Origin of the sequence: Hydrogeniiclostridium mannosilyticum (assembly GCF_003268275.1) — a bacterium.
In the GTDB taxonomy this organism is placed as follows: Bacteria; Bacillota; Clostridia; order Oscillospirales; family Acutalibacteraceae; genus Hydrogeniiclostridium; species Hydrogeniiclostridium mannosilyticum.
The window spans coordinates 1-17018 of sequence record NZ_QLYR01000007.1; the positions used below are offsets into that span (position 1 = coordinate 1).

Below are 17018 nucleotides of genomic sequence, written 5' to 3' on the forward strand. Positions count from 1 at the left end.
TCTCTCAAGTGAAAACTCTCAAACTGTTTACGGGTTCCTTTTCTCTCTTCTCGTTGTTTAATTTTCAAGGTCCTGTTTGTCTCAAAACCCGCTCCCCATCTGCCTTTCACGGCTTTGTGAAGCTTTTGTTTTTTGACCGCCTCTCGCAAGGCGCTTGATTATAATACCAAATCATTCCCCTTTTGTCAACCCCTTTTTTTCCCTTTTTTTGAAAAAGTTATAAATTTCTCTTTTTTCGTGTTTTCCCGCGGGGCGGATGCCCGCGCACAGCGCCGCCCGCGCTAATCCGGCCGAGAACGCCTGCCAAATAAAACCCGCTGGTAAATCTATCCTGCTCCAAAGGCGCGCCGGACCGGATATTTTTTCTTTTCGCTGGGAAAACTGCTTTCATGTTCAGCATTGTATACTCAAATTTAATTTTGATTGCGGAGGCCTTTAAACAAATGAAAGTTACAGCGATTACAAAAAACAGGCTCCAATATTTTTGGCGAATACTGGTGATTATCCTATTAAATCTGCTGATGATAGCCATTGCCACCCGTGGAGCGGTGTTGGAAACCATCGGCCTGGGCGGGCTGTTTTCTTCGGAGCAGGAGGCCGTGCAGACTCTTTCAAAGGTCGGGTCGCGCGGCGACGAGGTGCGTAAAATTCAGGAAAAGCTCACCAGCCTGGGATATTTAAACGACAAGATCGACGGTATTTACGGCGAAAAGACACGCAAGGCCGTGGCCGCCTTTCAAAAGGACAACGGCCTGACCGCCGACGGCATTGCCGGCCCCAAAACCCTCAGCGCGCTGGGCATCGGCGGCAGCTCCGGGCAGGGCCAGTTCAGCAGCAGCGACATCGACCTGCTGGCGCGGATTATCTCCGCCGAGTCGCGCGGCGAGCCGTACTCCGGCCAGGTGGCTGTGGGCGCGGTGATTCTCAACCGCATCGAGCACCCGTCCTTCCCAAATTCTCTGGCAGGCGTCATCTACCAGCCCGGCGCCTTTTCATGCCTGACGGACGGCGGCGTCAACGCCCCGGTGGCCGACAGCGCCTACCGTGCCGCGCGCGATGCCATTAACGGCCAGGATCCCTCCGGCGGTGCTATTTACTATTATAACCCGGATAAATCTACAAATAAATGGATTTTTTCCCGGCCTGTTATAACCGTCATTGGCAACCACCGCTTTTGCAGCTGACCGTGCTCCTTTCACGCAGGCGGTCCCTCTCGCCCGGGCTTAAGGAGGTATTTTGATGATTTCACATGCACCCTTCCATCATACGCTATTGTAACAGGGGCAAGCTGAATCGGGAAATCCGGTTACCACTCCAAAGCTTGATACTCTTTGCTTTTTTAAAATTGTAATGTTGTAGCCAGCGCCGAAGGGCTACCAAGCAATCATAGGAAAATTTAAGTAAAAAAGGAATAGCGGCCATTGTGTTTGGCATATTCTCCGTTTTAAAGGAGCGCGCCGGCGCTGTAAGCACAGGCCTTGCCGTCCTGCACCGTTCATGCGGAATGAATAAGGCCCGGAAGCAATCATGCCGCTTCCGGGCCTTATTGACAATGGGCTTGGATTTTCACAGCTGCCCCGCGAATACGGCGGCTGCAAAAGCACAGGCCGGGGCCCGGCAGCAGCCCGTGCACAGCCAGGTTTAACGAATTGGGAGCCGGGGGCGCGCCGCCGCGGGGTTCAGCACTTTTTCAGCACCCGGTAAAAGAACTCCGCCGCCCGGCCCACCTTTTCGGCGGGAACGCGCTCGTTCAGGCCGTGAATCAAGCCGCGCTCCTCTTTAGAAAGCTCCATGGCGGAAAAGCGCAGCACATGCTCGCTGATGCGGCAGAAGTGCCGGGAATCGCTGCAGGCCATCATCATGTAGGGCGCCGTCACCGCCTCGGGCCAGGTTTCGCCGATGGCGGAGCGCACCAGCTCCCAGGCCGGGCCGTCCGCCGGAGAGTATGGCGAGGCGTCGTTCCCCTGAATCCGCGTCACGGTGATGTCCGGGTCGTCGATCACCCGGCGCAGGTAGGCCTCGCAATCGTCCATCGAATCCCCGCGGACCAGGCGCAGGTTGGCGGTCATGCGCGCCTCCGTGGGGATGGCGTTGGCGGCCTGGCTGCCCTCCATCCTGGTAAAGCAGCAGGTGGTGCGCATCAGCGCGTTCATCTCGCCGCCTGAGGCTGTGCAGATCTTTTTCAGCAGGGGCAGGAAAAGCCAAAGGTTGGCAAAAATCAGCTTCATTCCAAAGGATGAACGGCGGCCCAGAATGTTAAACATATCGCGGGCGGCAGGGGTCAGCACCGCCGGGAAGGGGCGCTTTTCCACCCGGGTGACAGCGCGGGCCAAAGCGGCAACCGGCGTTTTCACCGGCGGCGCGCTGGTGTGCCCGCCCTTGCTCTTGATGGAAAGCTCCACATCGAGCTGGCCCTTTTCACAAATGCCCACCACAGCGGTCTTTTCCTTGACGCCGGGGAACGCCCCCTCTACAATTGCGCCGCCCTCGTCCAGCACCAGAGCGGGATGAATGCCGCGCTGTTCCAGCACGTCCACAATCGCGGGCGCGCTGGGGCCCATGATCTCCTCATCCCCCGAAAAGGAAAAATACACGTCGTGCTCAGGGATATAGCCTTGCTCCAGCAGCGCCTCTGCGGCCTCCAGGATGCCGCAGAGGGTTCCCTTCGTGTCCAGCGTCCCGCGCCCCCACAGGACGCCGTCCGCATCCAGCTCCCCGCAGAAGGGCGGCTTTTGCCAGCCGGTGAGGTCGCCCGGGGGCACCACGTCGTAATGCGCCATCAGAACGGCAGGCGCGCCGGGCTGTTTCCCCTTCCAATAATAGAGGAGGCCGCTCGGGCCGATTCGCTCCCGGGGGCAGGCTGCCGTCACCCGGGGGTAGAGCGCCTCCAGCAGGCGGCGGAAGTCCTCGAAGGCGCCCTCGTCCACCTCCTGCGGGTTTCTGGAGGACACGGTAGGCACCCTTACCATCTGGGAAAGATGCTCCACCGCCCGCTTATATTCAATGCAGGCCGCCTCGCCGGGCGTATTTTTCCCCTCGCCGGGCTTAAACAGCGCCGCGCGCACCAGCACCACCGCCAGCAGCACGGCGGCGGCGCAGGCCAGCGCCAACAGAACCCACAGCATGGCTTACACCTTTCCTTTCTTATAGAGAATCCGGGCCACGCCGATGGCCACCAGCGCCCCCACGGGCACCAGTACGCTGACCGAGGAGGCCAGGGAAGGCACAATTAGGAACAGGACAATCATAAACAGCAGCGGCGCCACCGCGATCTTCCAGTTTTTCGAGATATACACCACGCCCAGGCCGCCGAACAGTGCGGGCAGAATCATCTTAAAGGCGGGCTTGAGCACGGAGGACTCCAGCACCGGCGTCAGCTGGGCAAAAAGCAGCACGCCCAGCGCCAGGATGATGGTGGTAACAATGGAGGTGGTGGCAATGGCAATGGTGGAAATGACCTCCCCCTCCTCGCTGCCGGGCTTTACCCTGGCGGCCTCCATGGAGTTAATAGCCGCCGGCGCCTTCAGGTTGGTGATATTGCCGGTGACAAAGGCCAGGTAGGTGCCGCCGCTCCCCAGCATGGGGGCGTAGGTAAACACCTCAATGGTACACACCGTCCAGTAGATGGGCGCCACGCCCAGCAGGCCCTTGAGCACGGCAAGCGTGTCGGGCCACGCGCCGAAATAAATACACATAGAAACCGGCACCAGCAGCATTACAATCAGAGCGCCTACCATCCAAATCCTTCCGTAAAAGTGGACCTGGTCCTCGTAAGCGCTGTTTTCAACCGTTTTTTTCATGGTTTATCCCTCCTCAGTTCCAAAGCCCCTGGGGCAGCAGGTTGGCGGGCAGAATATTGGCATAGGCTATGGAGCACGCCATGGCCCCCAGCATGCTGATGGGCAGGGCAAAATTTTCCAGCCACTTCACCTTTTTGACCTTGACAAGCACGCCGCAAATGCCCATTAGGAGCGCGGAGGTGAGCAGGGTCAGGATGGAGAGCAGCCCGTCGGAGATGCCCATGCCGAGGAACGCGGAGATCATGCCCAGGAACAGGGCGGTAATAAACAGGTCGCCCCACTTGGTGTCGCGTTTTTGCAGCTTATGGATGCCCCCCTGGATTTTTTTCAGGAACAGCGGAATGATGATGAGCGGCGTGATGCAGCCCAGCGTCATCACCCAGGCCACCGCCGTAAAGGCAGCCGGGTTTGTGATGGGGTCGGCAATGCTCTGCCCCAGGGCGTTAAGCGCCGTCGTCGCGGCGGGCAGCTCATAGGTCACGGCGCCGAGCACGCTCAGGCGAATCCATGGCAGCGGCAGGCCCAGCGCGCTGGTGAGGCCGATCAGGCCGATGAGGATGGAGATGGACGGCAGCACGGCGAACACCGCGCTGGAGAAAATCGTCTTTTTAATGACGGAGCCCGTAATGCCGAGGGCCTTGCCCCGGCGCAGGGCCTTTACAAGAAAGTAAACGGACTGGGCGATGACGAAAATACCAACGATCCCGCCCAGAATGTACATAAACGTACTGTTTTTAAAATCCATGCAATCTATTTCTCCCTTCTAAAGAACAATCAGTCTAGCGCCCTAGACGCCCGTATGTACGGAAAACCGGGTTTCCCGGCGCTCGCGCGGCCCTGAAGGCGCGCGAGCGCCCCATCGGGCCCCAGGGGGTAGGCGCGCCGGCTGCTCTGCCGCGCCGGCGGCTTTGTTGTTTTCCATCATAAACCTCCTTCACGCCCGTTCCGGGCATTGCTTCCGTGCTTTGGCGCGGCCCGGGCCGGGCCGGGCGGCGGGACGCGCCGTTTTCATTTCTATCATAGCAGAAAAGTCCGCTGTTTACAACAAAATCAGCGGTTCCACCCGCGCCGCCGGCGGCAATTCAACAGACAACGGGCGTTATAAAACCATGCGGAAAATGAAAGGAAATGCCGGGCGAATAACGGCGGCCCCGCGGGCGCAGAGGGAAAACAGCCCGGCCGTTTGGCAGCACATAAAAAGCATAGGCATTATTTATTGCAAAACAAAAACCGGCAAAGGCAAACGCCTTTGTATTTTTTTACTATATTTTTATATTAATGATAATAAAAACAATAAATAATTTATGTGATTATTGTTGACATTTTATTTTTTAAAGCTATACTATAGGTAAGGAAGCTTCCCTTCATTATTTATTCATAATTTGAGAAAGGGTTGAGGATTTGATTATGAAATTGAAAAAGCGCATTTTGGGGTTACTTTTAGCGTTATCCATTCTCATTGTGCCGACTACTCAAGTGTTTGCGGCAACACCAACTTTTTGGTGTGAATTTTTAGGAAATATCAAGAATGTTACTTATTATGTATCTACCTCTGCAAATTCTACCTATATTAATCAAATAAATTTAGCAATCTCCAATTGGCGGTCTTCTTCGTATCTTAATAACAAGCCAGTCCTTAATAAAACATCCAATGTATCTTCATATGCGTTAGCTTACTATACCTACTCTTCCGGAACAGATATGAACACTTTGGGAATAACCAAACATTTTACTACTGGTTCCCATCAGGTAAATCCAGATTCAAATAACTGGAACTTTGCTGAAGTCTATATAAACAACTCGACAATCAACAGGACAAATTATGGTAGATTAAATCCCCCGTTTACTTATAATCAATGGATTCAGGGAATTATTGCCCATGAAACAGGGCACGCATTGGGATTATCTCACAATATGTATAATACTAGTAGTCTTATGTATTATCAGGCAACAGGTTGGAAAGCATATGTTATCCAAAAAGAGGACGGAGATGCCTATAATACTTTATACTAATGGAGGAATATATAATGCATACTTATATTCTGACAAAAAGATTATCATTTTTTCTGGCTTTTATACTTCTGATTCTTTCAAGTGCGTGTGCGAGAGCAAACAATCCTCCGGAAGGCTATTCCTTTATAGAAAGCCCTGCATCCGACAGTCAGATTGTCGGCAAGGCCGGGGTTTCTGCACCGATGTATATCACAACATGTGCTGACGACCTATTCAAAATGGTTCCTATCGTTGTTCAAGGAGAATTTTTAGGCAACACCGATACGCGCTTTTCTAATGATGGCACTAAGTCTGTTTATACCAAGGGGCTATTTAGAATTGAAAAGATCTTTAAAGGCGATTATGAGGATCCGTATATTGAGGCCCTTTATCCCGGCGGGTATTTCCCTTTGGATAAATATATAGAAGAAATCGGCGGCTACCTTGCACAGCAAGGGGGATATGACCAAATTCCGGAAAACGAACGTGCCGGTAAATTTATCGATGGTACAAGCGAATTTAGTGCATCCCCTGAGCCTGGAAATTCCTATATTTTATTTTTGAAGCCTTCTTTAAAGGAATACTGGGTTCAAACCGCTAAGTTTGGAATTTTACATGTCCAGGGCAACCAGGCCTACGATTATGACACACAAGCTTATAAAACTTTCGCCTTTATGCAGTAAACGCTGAATCATATTTTAATTGTTTAAGGAGTGTTATCGTGAGAAAGTTTTTCAATAGACTTCATTTTCTGTTATCTGGAATTTTATTAGTAATGGTATTTTCTTTAACTGCGTGTTCAAGTACTAGGACGCTAGAGCCTGCTCCGGAAGGCTATTCCTTTATAGAGCCCCCTTCAGAGGAGCAAATCTACGGTCGACTTGAAAGCTCATCAATGCATATGACCAACAATCCTGAACAAATTGCCAATTGGTATTGCGACGTAATTGTTGTTGGTAAATTTTTGGGAAACACAGATACTTTTATGTTAGATAGTGACATTCCCATGATTTATACGAGAGGGTTATTTGAGGTCACAGATGTACTAAAAGGCAATTATGATGAAGAATATATTGAGGCTGCTTATTATGGAGGAATTATTTCTATAGCAGAATATATCGATTCCTTATCGCCGGTCCAACTAAAAAATTACGGCTTGGACCAAATTTCTGAAAGTAATTGTGACAATTTATACATTGAAGAACGTGAATCAGAAAACAGCGCGGAACCCGAACCAGCAGTCTCCTATATTCTGTTGTTGGCAAAATCAGATGACGGCTATTATACCATTCAGTCAGGTGCCTTGGGCATGCTCCCCATGCAGGACGGCAAGGCCTACGACTACGCCACAAATTCTTACAAGACCTTTTCCTTTATGGAGTAACCCGTAAGCTTTTATTCATTGCAGGCACCGGGGCGGGCGGCTGGGCCGTTTGCTCCGGTGTTTGTGTGTTAAATATATTAAAAAATATTAATATATTTATATTTTATGTTGATAAATATCTTTTTTTGTCTTATATTTGAGATAGGAAAATTTTACGCCGCTTGTTTCCACCTCAGACTAAAAAGGAGTTGACCATCATGAAAAAGCGCATTCGAGTATATGTCAAATCTTTTGCCTGTTTGATTATTACTTCCCTGCTTGTAGCCCTGTCCGCATGTTCTTCCACGCCTTCCGCGCCAGAAACCACCCCCGGCCCGGACGGCTATACCTTGATCGCTGAGCCCAGCAAAGAGCAAATTATTGGGTCGGCGGAGCGTTATGCCAGCTACGGGACAAACAACGCCGAAACACTCGCAAAAGATGCAACGCTTATTGTAGTGGGTAAGTTTTTGGGCAACACGGAATCCTATGCGGAGACAAACATGATTTACACAAAAGGGTTGTTTGAAGTAGAGGATGTTCTAAAGGGAAGCTATGAGGAGAAATATATTGAGGCTGTTTACAATGGCGGCGCTGTTCCACTGAACCAATATATGGAGGGGCTAACGGAAGATCAAATAAAAAATTATGGGTATGATCAGATACCGGAAAATGAACGCGCCCGGCAATATATCGAAAAACGTGTTGCTGATACGGGTGCAGAACCCGAAAAGGACACTGCTTATATTCTCCTGCTTATACAAACAGCCAAGGGCTACGCTATCCAAATTGATAAATTCGGCATGATCCCCATGCAGGACGGCAAGGCCTACGACTATGCCACAAATTCTTACAAGACCTTTTCCTTCATGGAGTAACCCATAAGCTTTTATTCATTGCAGGCACCGGGGCGGGCGGCTGAGCCGTTTGCTCCGGTGTTTGTGTATTAAATATATTAAAAAATATTAATATATTTATATTTTATGTTGATAAATATCTTTTTTTGTCTTATATTTGAGATAGGAAAATTTTACGCCGCTTGTTTCCATCTCAGACTAAAAAGGAGTTGACTTTTCATGAAAAGCACACCCGGGTATTGTCCTGTCTGCTGTCCGCCGCCCTGCTGCTTGCCATGTCCGCCTGCGCTGCCGCGCCCGTGCAGGCGCCTGCTCCGGAAGGCTATTCCTTTATAGAAAGCCCTGCATCCGACAGTCAGATTGTCGGCAAGGCCGGGGCTTCTGCACCGATGTATATCACAACATGTGCTGACGACCTATTCAAAATGGTTCCTATCGTTGTTCAAGGAGAATTTTTAGGCAACACCGATACGCGCTTTTCTAATGATGGCACTAAGTCTGTTTATACCAAGGGGCTATTCAGAATTGAAAAGGTCTTTAAAGGCGATTATGAGGATCCGTATATTGAGGCCCTTTATCCCGGCGGGTATTTCCCTTTGGATAAATATATAGAAGAAATCGGCGGCTACCTTGCACAGCATGGGGGATATGACCAAATTCCGGAAAACGAACGTGCCGGTAAATTTATCGATGGTACAAGCGAATTTAGTGCATCCCCTGAGCCTGGAAATTCCTATATTTTATTTTTGAAGCCTTCTTTAAAGGAATACTGGGTTCAAACCGCTAAGTTTGGAATTTTACATGTCCAGGGCAACCAGGCCTACGATTATGACACACAATCTTATAAAACTTTCGCCTTTATGCAGTAAATGTTGAATCATATTTTAATTGTTTAAGGAGTGTTATCGTGAGAAAGTTTTTCAATAGACTTCATTTTCTGTTATCTGGAATTTTATTAGTTATAATGGTATTTTCTTTAACTGCGTGTTCAAGTACCAAGACGCTAGAGCCTGCTCCGGAAGGCTATTCCTTTATAGAGCCCCCTTCAGAGGAGCAAATTTACAGCCGTTTCGGCAATTCAAAAATGTACATGACTACAGACCCCGAGCAGATTGCCGACTGGTATTGCGACTTCGTTGTCATCGGCAAATTTCTCGGCAATACCGATACCTTTGTTGCAAACGGCGACCATATTTATACCAAGGGGTTATTTGAGGTTACCGATGTCCTGAAAGGCGACTACGCCGGGCAATACCTAGAGGCCGTCTACGGCGGCGGCGCTATCTCCGTAGACGAATATCTCGATGCGCTGGAGCCCGGTGAAATTTCCTCCTATGGGCTGAATAAGATTCCACAAAACGAAAGATCCAGTTTATATGTAGAGGAACGAGACCCGGAATACGGCGTTGACCCCACCCCTGGGACTACCTATATTTTGTTGCTGAGCGATTCCGACATCGGGTACGCCGTTCAGGGAGACACCTTCGGCGTTATGCCCTATCAGGACGGCAAGGCCTACGACTACGCCACAAATTCTTACAAGACCTTTTCCTTTATGGAGTAACCCATAAGCTTTTATTCATTGCAGGCACCGGGGCGGGCGGTTGGGCCGTTTGCTCCGGTGTTTGCGCTAAACAGGCAGACGGGCCTTCTGTTCCTCGTACCGGGCAGGGCGCGGCTCTTTTAATAACCGGCAACAAAAGGATTGCGCCGGGGCCGTTTTCATGCGATAATAAAAAAATATCGAACCGGGGGAGAGAACCTCCTCCGTACTTTCTACCTTGAGGAGGAACAGCAAGTGCAATATCAAATTATCGGAGAACCCATGCCCGTCGTCGTCTGCAACCTGCAAAACGGCGAATCTATGATCACTGAAAAGGGCTCTATGTGCTGGATGAGCCCCAATATGCAGATGGAAACCAGCGCGGGGGGCGTCGGTAAGGCCTTTGGGCGCATGTTTTCCGGCGACTCCATGTTCCAGAACATCTACACCGCCATAAACGGCGAGGGAATGATCTCCTTTGCCTCCAGCTTCCCGGGCTCCATCCGCGCCATTCAGATTACGCCCGAGCATCCCATTATTGTGCAAAAAAGCGGCTTTCTCGCCTCTGAACGCGGGGTGCAGCTCTCTGTCTATTTTCAGAAAAAGCTTGGCGCGGGCTTTTTCGGCGGCGAGGGCTTTGTTATGCAGCAGCTTACCGGGAACGGCATCGCGTTTATCGAAATCGACGGCTACGCGGTGGAATATAACCTGCAGCCCGGACAGAGCCTGCTGGTAGATACCGGCAACCTGGCCATGATGGACGCCACCTGCAAAATCGACATTGAAAGCGTCAAGGGGCTGAAAAACAAGCTCCTGGGCGGCGAGGGCTTCTTCAACACCCGCGTCACCGGCCCGGGGCGCGTCATTTTACAGACCATGCCCATCAACGGCGTTGCCGCGGCACTGACCCCCTTCTTTAATACCGGAAGCTGACCCGCCGCCATACATACCCACAAAAAGCCCGCGCCTCACTAAAAAAGAGGCCGGGCTTTTTTGCTCTTCCGCTGTGGGCGGCTCAAACTGCGCGCCCGTTCCTCCGGCGGCGCAGCGGGAAAGAAGCCGCCGTACAGCGCGAGCTGCCAAACGTCCCGGGGCAGCGCGATTCCCGCGCCCGGCCCCTGTGCATGCGGCAGCCGGGCATAGGCGGTTTTTCCCGAGCAGGGCAGGCCCGCCATCAGGCCCAGTGCGGACGGCGGGCCTGGCTGTTCCGGCCGCCTCACTCACTCCCATAAAAAGCGCCTGCCCCACCGGAAAATCCGGATTCAGTGGGCAGGCGCCGCTGTTTATTTAGTTCATCCGCTGGTTGCCCGCATAGCCGCGCCCCTTGACAGGGGCCCCATCACGCCAGCGGGGCGGCGATGACGCCGCCGCCGAGTACCCGGCTGCCGTCGTAAAACACGACGGCCTGTCCCGGCGTGACGGAGCGCTGGGGGGTGTCGAACAGCACCCGTATGCCGCCGCCCATTTCAGCAGGAAGGGGCTCGGCCCGGCAGGGCGCCGGTTCCGCCTTATAGCGGATTTTCGCCGTGCAGCGCAGCGGCAGCTCCCGTCCGGCCAGGGAATCAAACGCAATCCAGTTTACATCCCGCGCTACCAGCCCGGGCGCGTACTGGCGGCCCTCCCCGCCCAGGACGACCCGGTTCCCGTCCGGCTCCAGCCGCACCACATACATCGGCTTTCCAAAGGAACAGCCCAGCCCCTTCCGCTGCCCGACGGTGTAGTGCGCCAGGCCCTTGTGACGGCCCAGCAGCGCCCCGGCCTCATCGACAAAATCACCGGGGGGCGGCAGCTCGCCCACATACTGCTTTAAAAAGGCAACATAGTCGTTCCCCTCCACAAAGCAGATTTCCTGGCTGTCCGGCTTCTGCGCCACGGGCAGGCCCGCCTCGCCGGCCAGCGCGCGCACCTCATCCTTGGCGTAGGCAGCCAGCGGAAACAGCACATGGGCCAGCTGCTGCTGGGTCAGGGAATAAAGCACATAGCTTTGGTCCTTTTCCGTTTGGGCGCGGTAAAGCTGGTAGCGGCCGGCCTCATCTTGCTCCACCACCGCATAATGGCCGGTGGCGACGGCATCGAACCCCTCCGCCAGCGCGTAGCGCAGCATGGCGCCAAACTTGATATGCCGGTTGCAGGCAACACAGGGATTGGGCGTGCGGCCCGCAAGATAATCGGCTGCAAACGGCGCCACAACATGCCGGTCAAATTCCTCCGTCAGGTCGAGCACCCGGTGCTCTATACCAAGCTTTTCCGCCACCCGCCGGGCATCCTGTACCGCATCGGACCGGCGGGTCTTTTCCCCCTGGAGGCTGAGGGTCACACCGGCGACCGCATACCCCGCGCGCTGCAATACCAGGGCCGCGGCGGAGCTGTCCACACCGCCGCTCATGCCCAGCAGCACCTTCTTCATCTTATTCGTCATCGGCCGCTTCGCCGCCCTCTTCGCCCTTCTGCGCCCCGTAAAAGGCCGGTTCCGCCGGCAGGGGGGCAGATGGCCCGGCAAGGCGCTCGCCGTCCGCACAGCCGGAGCAGCTGGAGCAATCCCCGCAGGAGTAGCCCTCTCCGCACGCCTCGCAGCCGGGGGCCTCCCCCGCGGCGGCCTCCTTCGCGGCGCGGGCCTCCTCGGCGACCTCAGCCATTTTGCCGAACGCGCGGTGGATGCGGGCCTCGTGCTCCTCGATGCTGCCGCACAGCCGTTCCGTTTCCTTATTCTCCGGGTCGCGCAGATGGTCAAAATAATAGCGGCCCAGCTCCTCATAAAGCCGGGTGCTGCTCTCGCTCTCGTTCTTAATCACCAGGCGAATCCGGTTGACCATCGCGGCGCGGTGGTTCTTTTCCACCAGCTGCTCCACGGTGCGGGTAATTGTGCTGCCCAGCGTCTGCAAAATTTTCATGTCAATAGCCTCCTTCACGGCTTCAAGGCCGCGTATCATGATTATATATGTATTACAAAAGGGCCCGGCGTTCCTTTTCACGCTTGCTTAAAATGATCACGCCGGATTTTTAAAGGGAACGGAGCTTCCGCCACACCGGCATCCGGCTTGCTGCTATTATATCATATCCTGCATAAAAATAGTTGTCTTTTTTATGAACCAGGCCCGCTTTTATGGCGATTTCATCGGAATCTTTCTGAATCCTTATTTCTTTTTCATATTTTTTATGATATGATTAGGGTTAAGCTACGCCATTGCTTGAAAAAAGCGCCGTTTTTTCGGCTTATTCCATCCTGTTTTGTCCCCGGATTTTGCCGGGGCGGCATCGGTTATAAGGAGGAATACCACCATGTCGTCAGAGCTAACCAAGGAAGTCGTCTGCCCGCATTGCGGCAAGGCGGTTAAAACGCGCATGTGGGCCAGCATCAGTGCGGAAATCAGCCCCGACCTGCGCCGGAAAATTTTAGACGAGACCCTTTTTGACTGGAAATGCCCCGCCTGCAGCCGGGAGCTCCAGCTCGTTTACCCCTGCCTGTACCACGACAAAGGCCGCCGGTTTATGGTTTACGTCGCGCCGGGGGAAGAGTCCCGCCGCAGCGTAGAGGCCGTAACGGAATTTCCCCAGCTGGCGCAGGTACGTAAGCGCACGGTCGCCTCACTGGCAGAGCTCAAGGAAAAAATTATGATTTTCGAGGCCGGGCTGGACGACCAGGCCGTGGAGCTGGTCAAGCTCGCGCTGTGCGACGTGCTGTGGAACAAGTACCACCGCAAGGCCGCGGCCTGTTTCTTCTGCTATGTGGACGAGCCTGCCGACCGCATGGGCTTTTCCGTTTTTTTGGAGGGGGACGCCCAACCCATCCGCCAGCGCACAAAATTCGAGGTCTACCGGCGCTCGCGCGAGGTGCTTGAGGCCCTGGATTACGGCGAAACCACCGATTTTTCTTTTATCAATGCGGATACGGCCCGCACGCTGCTGGAGACCTACCAAAAGCGCACCGGCGCACAGGGCTAGGCCCTGCCCGCAGATTGGCTCGATTTGGTTATTCCGCGGCCGGGCGGGCCATACTATACGGGAAAGTGCAGCCGGGCTGCTTGTGTGAGACGATTTAAGCAAGGAGTTATTAGATATTATGTGTGGAATCTGTGGATTTACAGGCGAGATCATCGACCAAAACGACCGCGATGCCGTGATTAACCGCATGACGGACGTCATTACACACCGCGGCCCCGACAGCCGCGGTGTGTTTGCAGGCGGCGGCATCGCCATGGGCTTTCGCCGCCTGAGCATCATCGACATCACCGAATCCGGCGACCAGCCGATCTTTAACGAGGACAAGAACCTGGTGCTTACCTTTAACGGCGAGATCTACAACTACCGGGAGCTGCGCCGGGAGCTGGCGGAGAAGGGCCATGTCTTCAGCACCCAGACGGACAGCGAGGTGCTGGTGCACGGCTTTGAGGAGTGGCAGGAGGGCCTGCTGGGCCGCCTGCGCGGCATGTTCGGCTTTGCCATTTGGAACCGCCGGGAGCAAACCCTGTTTATGGCCCGCGACTACTTCGGCATTAAGCCCCTGCACTATGCCCAGGTGGGGGAGCATTTTGTCTACGGCTCCGAAATTAAGAGCATTCTGGAGTTTCCCGGCTTTGAGAAAAAGCTCAACCTGCGTGAGCTGGACCGCTATATCTCCTTTGAGTACCCCGTTCCGCCCGAGACATTTTTTGAGGGGGTATTTTGCCTGATGCCCGCCCACTACCTGTGGTACCGCGGCGGCAGGGTGGAGACCCGCCGCTACTGGGACCCGCTCTTTCAGGTGGACGAGTCCATCACCGAGGAGCAGGCCGTGCAGCAGATCGAGGACGTTTTTGAGGATTCCGTCAACGCCCACAAAATCAGCGACGTGGAGGTGGGCTGCTTTCTCTCCAGCGGAGTGGATTCCAGCTATGTCTCCACCTATTTTGCCGGGCAAAAGACCTTTACCGTGGGCTTTGACTACGGCGAGCGGTACAATGAAATCGACTGGGCGAAGCGCCTGAGCAGCGAGATCGGCATAGAGCACCATTACAAGGTTATCACGCCGGAGGAGTACTGGGGAAATATCCGCAAAATTCAATACCACATGGATCAGCCGCTGGCGGATGCCTCCTGCATAGCGCTGTACTTTGTCTCAAAAATCGCCAGCGAATACGTGAAGGTCGTTCTCTCCGGCGAGGGTGCGGACGAGCTCTTCGGCGGCTACAATATCTACCACGAGCCGGACGACCTCGCCGGCTACAAGCGCGTGCCGCTCTTTTTGCGCAAGGCGCTGGCGGCAGTGGCCCGGGCGCTGCCATTTTCCTTCCGCGGCAAAAGCTTCCTCATCCGCGGCGCGCAGCCCATTGAGGAGAGCTTCATCGGCAACTGCAGCATGTTCACCATGGCGGAGAAGCGCCGTATTCTGCGTGCGGACATTCCCGTCTCCCGCCCGCAGGAGCTGACCCGGCCGATCTATGACAAGGTGCGGGACCAGGATGATGTAACCAAGATGCAGTACTTGGACATCAATGTCTGGCTGGCCGGCGATATTCTTTTGAAGGCCGACCGCATGAGCATGGCGAACTCCTTGGAGCTGCGCGTGCCGTTCCTGGACAAAAAAGTCTTTGAAGTTGCCTCGCGCCTGCCGCGCAGGCTGCGCGTCAACAGCGAGAACACCAAATACGCCATGCGCAAGGCCGCGGTGAAGCGCCTGCCCGACGCCACCGCCCAGAAAAAGAAGCTCGGCTTTCCGGTGCCCATCCGTGTTTGGCTGCGCGAGGATAAATATTACCAATTGGTCAAGGAGGCCTTTCAAAGCGCCACCGCCGGCCAGTTCTTCAACACCGGCGAGCTGGTGGCCCTGCTGGACGATCACCGGGCCGGCAAGCACGACAACAGCCGCAAAATCTGGACCATTTATATTTTTCTGGTGTGGTATGACATTTATTTTAACGGCGCTTCCCACGAGCCCGGCGACCTGCCGGCCGTTTCGTAATGAAGCGGCGCCCGCATGGCGGCGGCCGCCGGTTCATATAGATACCCAGAGGGTCCTTGCCGGGCCGGGCGAAAAGGCGCTGGCACGGCTTTACGAAGGATAGAAATGCATTGATAACAAAAAGGGAAAAGGAGTATTCACATGGACGATTTTAAACCGGCTCCGGGGGAAAAGGAGCCTTGGGAGCAACCGGACCGCGACCTCCACGCAAACACAGAGGCCGAAGCGAATGCGCCGCAGGTTCCACCAGTTCCGCAGACCCCGCAGGCCCCGGACCAAGCTAACGGCATCCCACAGCCGGTCTTTCCCACACAGCCCGCGGCCTGGACCGCGCCCGCAAACGGGCAGGGCGCGGCGCCCAGCCAGGCCTATCCCACAAGCCCGGCGCCAGAAATGCCGTACCCGCAGCAGGCCCCGCAGGGAGCCCCTTATGCGCCGGGCGCTATGCCGCCCCAGCCGCAGGCCTATTATCCAAACGGCGCGGCGCCGGCCGGGTACCCGGCAGCCGATCCCGCCGTCTTTCAAAAATCCCACGGCATACATAAGCGGATCCGAGAGGCCGAGGGCTTCTGCATCTTCATTGCCTTCATCAACAGCCTGCTGGGCTGTGCGATCGCTCTGCTGCCGAGCTTCTTTTCAGACATGGGCTATACCGCCGGGCAAGCGGTTACCTTCATCTTCGTCGGGCTGCTGTTCTTTGCGCTGGCCTTGGGCGTGCACTTCCGCAGCCGCGTCTGCTGCCTGATCGGGCTTATCTTTATGTGCGCGGATACCGGCCTGACCGTCTTTTCACTGGTGTCGGGCTACTCCACGCTCGCGCCCAGTTCCATGGGCGGCTATGCGGTAATTCGGATTTTACTGCTGCTTGCGCTGATTTTTGGAACCATCGCCTGTTTTCAATACCACAGCCTGAAAAAGCGCTATGCCGCCGTGCCGGACCCCAGCGTCCAGGTTTTATTTGCCCGCCGCAAGCTCTTTGGCTCGGCCGGGGCCGTCGTCAAGGTTGTGCTTTGCGGTATTATGGCGGTGGCCTCCATTGGCTGCGGGGTCTTCTCCATTGTCAATCAGGTTCTTACCTCCAACGCTGTCAACTGGCCTGTCTACACCGTTGAAGAGGCCGGCGCTACCATCGCCCTGCCGGAGGGAGCGCAGATTACTACAGACAGCGGCTTTGTTACCGCGGAATATTCCGACAGTGAGCTGTACGCCGGCTTCCTCTCCATCCCCGGCTATGCCTCCGAGGATATTTACGGCGATATGGGGCTGGAGGCCTACCTGCGTATGCAGCTGAAGACGCAGATTGAGGACGAAAGCGCAGCGTATTCCACCGGCGAGATGGCGGACGGCACGCTTTATGTGCAGGCCTATTCCACTGCCATTGATGGCGTGGTCTCCGCATACCGCATTTTGGGCTATGGAGAAGACCTCCAGTTTCTGCAATACAGCGAGCTGGGCAGCAGTGTCACCGCCTCCTTCCAAAATAAAGCCGGCGTCTTCTTTGACAGCCTTACCTTTACCGAATAAA

The 17018-nt window shown here is 54.5% G+C and carries 17 protein-coding genes; 11 read left to right on the plus strand and 6 right to left on the minus strand.

Translation table 11 applies throughout. The annotated features are described in order from the left end of the window. Positions 1 to 443 precede the first annotated feature (443 nt). Complete coding sequence (gene sleB / locus DPQ25_RS10120; protein ID WP_112333168.1) at positions 444 to 1184, plus strand: spore cortex-lytic enzyme; 741 nt, start codon at positions 444 to 446, stop codon at positions 1182 to 1184. Positions 1185 to 1679: 495 nt separating this feature from the next. On the opposite strand, the gene DPQ25_RS10130 is transcribed toward sleB, so the two are convergent. The 3 genes from DPQ25_RS10130 to DPQ25_RS10140 are packed head-to-tail and all read right to left on the minus strand — an operon-like array spanning position 1680 to position 4545. Next, entirely contained in the window at positions 1680 to 3125 is a 1446-nt protein-coding gene (locus tag DPQ25_RS10130; protein ID WP_112333067.1) for a M20/M25/M40 family metallo-hydrolase, read from the minus strand. A gap of 3 nt (positions 3126 to 3128) precedes the next feature. Further along, a complete protein-coding gene (locus tag DPQ25_RS10135) occupies positions 3129 to 3800 on the minus strand; it encodes a hypothetical protein (RefSeq protein WP_112333068.1) in 672 nt (223 codons plus the stop codon). A 13-nt stretch (positions 3801 to 3813) separates the two neighbouring features. Continuing rightward, a complete protein-coding gene (locus DPQ25_RS10140; protein WP_112333069.1) occupies positions 3814 to 4545 on the minus strand; it encodes a DUF5058 family protein in 732 nt (243 codons plus the stop codon). A 662-nt stretch (positions 4546 to 5207) separates the two neighbouring features. On the opposite strand from DPQ25_RS10140, the gene DPQ25_RS10150 reads away from it, so the two are divergent. The 7 genes from DPQ25_RS10150 to DPQ25_RS10180 all read left to right on the plus strand — a co-directional run bounded on the left by DPQ25_RS10150 (position 5208) and on the right by DPQ25_RS10180 (position 10488). Next, positions 5208 to 5813 (plus strand): matrixin family metalloprotease, encoded by a 606-nt coding sequence (locus tag DPQ25_RS10150; protein WP_112333071.1) that lies wholly within the window; start codon positions 5208 to 5210, stop codon positions 5811 to 5813. Between the two features lie 14 nt (positions 5814 to 5827). After that, positions 5828 to 6475 (plus strand): hypothetical protein, encoded by a 648-nt coding sequence (locus DPQ25_RS10155; RefSeq protein ID WP_146740550.1) that lies wholly within the window; start codon positions 5828 to 5830, stop codon positions 6473 to 6475. 38 nt (positions 6476 to 6513) lie between these two features. Next, on the plus strand, positions 6514 to 7176 hold the full coding sequence (locus DPQ25_RS10160) for a hypothetical protein (protein WP_146740551.1): 663 nt from the start codon (positions 6514 to 6516) through the stop codon (positions 7174 to 7176). Between the two features lie 197 nt (positions 7177 to 7373). Further along, a complete protein-coding gene (locus DPQ25_RS10165; protein ID WP_112333074.1) occupies positions 7374 to 8033 on the plus strand; it encodes a hypothetical protein in 660 nt (219 codons plus the stop codon). A 278-nt stretch (positions 8034 to 8311) separates the two neighbouring features. After that, positions 8312 to 8881: a hypothetical protein gene (locus DPQ25_RS10170; protein ID WP_146740552.1), complete on the plus strand. Its 570-nt coding sequence runs from the start codon at positions 8312 to 8314 to the stop codon at positions 8879 to 8881. A gap of 215 nt (positions 8882 to 9096) precedes the next feature. Next, positions 9097 to 9576: a hypothetical protein gene (locus tag DPQ25_RS10175; RefSeq protein WP_146740553.1), complete on the plus strand. Its 480-nt coding sequence runs from the start codon at positions 9097 to 9099 to the stop codon at positions 9574 to 9576. A 234-nt stretch (positions 9577 to 9810) separates the two neighbouring features. After that, complete coding sequence (locus DPQ25_RS10180; protein ID WP_112333077.1) at positions 9811 to 10488, plus strand: TIGR00266 family protein; 678 nt, start codon at positions 9811 to 9813, stop codon at positions 10486 to 10488. Between the two features lie 38 nt (positions 10489 to 10526). Here DPQ25_RS10180 and DPQ25_RS10185 read toward each other — a convergent pair whose 3' ends face one another. The 3 genes from DPQ25_RS10185 to DPQ25_RS10195 form a co-directional block, all read right to left on the minus strand. Continuing rightward, on the minus strand, positions 10527 to 10775 hold the full coding sequence (locus DPQ25_RS10185) for a hypothetical protein (RefSeq protein ID WP_112333078.1): 249 nt from the start codon (positions 10773 to 10775) through the stop codon (positions 10527 to 10529). 119 nt (positions 10776 to 10894) lie between these two features. Beyond that, positions 10895 to 11974, minus strand: coding sequence for a tRNA 2-thiouridine(34) synthase MnmA (mnmA, locus tag DPQ25_RS10190; RefSeq protein ID WP_242978293.1), 1080 nt, complete (start codon positions 11972 to 11974; stop codon positions 10895 to 10897). Continuing rightward, complete coding sequence (locus DPQ25_RS10195) at positions 11964 to 12446, minus strand: hypothetical protein (protein WP_112333080.1); 483 nt, start codon at positions 12444 to 12446, stop codon at positions 11964 to 11966. The genes mnmA and DPQ25_RS10195 overlap by 11 nt, the downstream gene beginning before the upstream one ends. A gap of 388 nt (positions 12447 to 12834) precedes the next feature. Here DPQ25_RS10195 and DPQ25_RS10200 point away from each other — a divergent pair, with 388 nt between their 5' ends. The 3 genes from DPQ25_RS10200 to DPQ25_RS10210 all read left to right on the plus strand — a co-directional run bounded on the left by DPQ25_RS10200 (position 12835) and on the right by DPQ25_RS10210 (position 17017). Beyond that, positions 12835 to 13497, plus strand: a complete 663-nt coding sequence (locus DPQ25_RS10200; protein ID WP_112333081.1) for a CpXC domain-containing protein — start codon at positions 12835 to 12837, stop codon at positions 13495 to 13497. Positions 13498 to 13615: 118 nt separating this feature from the next. Beyond that, positions 13616 to 15493 carry an asparagine synthase (glutamine-hydrolyzing) gene (gene asnB / locus DPQ25_RS10205; protein ID WP_112333082.1) on the plus strand — a complete coding sequence of 626 codons (1878 nt, stop codon included), beginning with the start codon at positions 13616 to 13618 and terminating at the stop codon, positions 15491 to 15493. Between the two features lie 141 nt (positions 15494 to 15634). Next, positions 15635 to 17017: a hypothetical protein gene (locus DPQ25_RS10210; RefSeq protein WP_112333083.1), complete on the plus strand. Its 1383-nt coding sequence runs from the start codon at positions 15635 to 15637 to the stop codon at positions 17015 to 17017. The last annotated feature ends 1 nt before the right edge of the window (position 17018 follow it).